At 67.1% G+C, this 343-nt stretch carries 1 protein-coding gene; it reads right to left on the reverse strand.

Features of this window, described 5'->3' with window-relative positions; translation table 11 throughout:
- Window positions 1-343: ATP-grasp domain-containing protein (locus AU465_RS32800; protein WP_192257133.1), on the reverse strand; the 343-nt coding region annotated here is incomplete at both ends.

Below are 343 nucleotides of genomic sequence, written 5' to 3' on the forward strand. Positions count from 1 at the left end.
GCGCTCTTCCTTGCGGTCGAGCACGAAGCCGAGATAGAGCTCCTGCGCGATGTCGACGGCTTCCTCGAGATAGAGGCGCGATATCAGCTTGCCGCGCGGGCCGGTCTGCTGGGTCACCAGCTTGCGCCCGAGCATGGCTTCGGCGGCGTTGGATATCTCCTCGTCATTGGAGCAGAGCTTTATGCCGCCGGCCTTGCCGCGGGCGCCGGAATGAACCTGCGCCTTCAGCACCCATTTCGCGCCGCCGATCTCTCTGGCCCGGTAGGTCGCCTGTTCGGGGCTGTAGGCAAGCCCGCCGCGCGGCACATGCACGCCGTGGCGGGCGAGCAGTTCCTTGGCCTGG

This window comes from Mesorhizobium silamurunense (assembly GCF_014843905.1).
In the GTDB taxonomy this organism is placed as follows: domain Bacteria; phylum Pseudomonadota; class Alphaproteobacteria; order Rhizobiales; family Rhizobiaceae; genus Mesorhizobium; species Mesorhizobium silamurunense.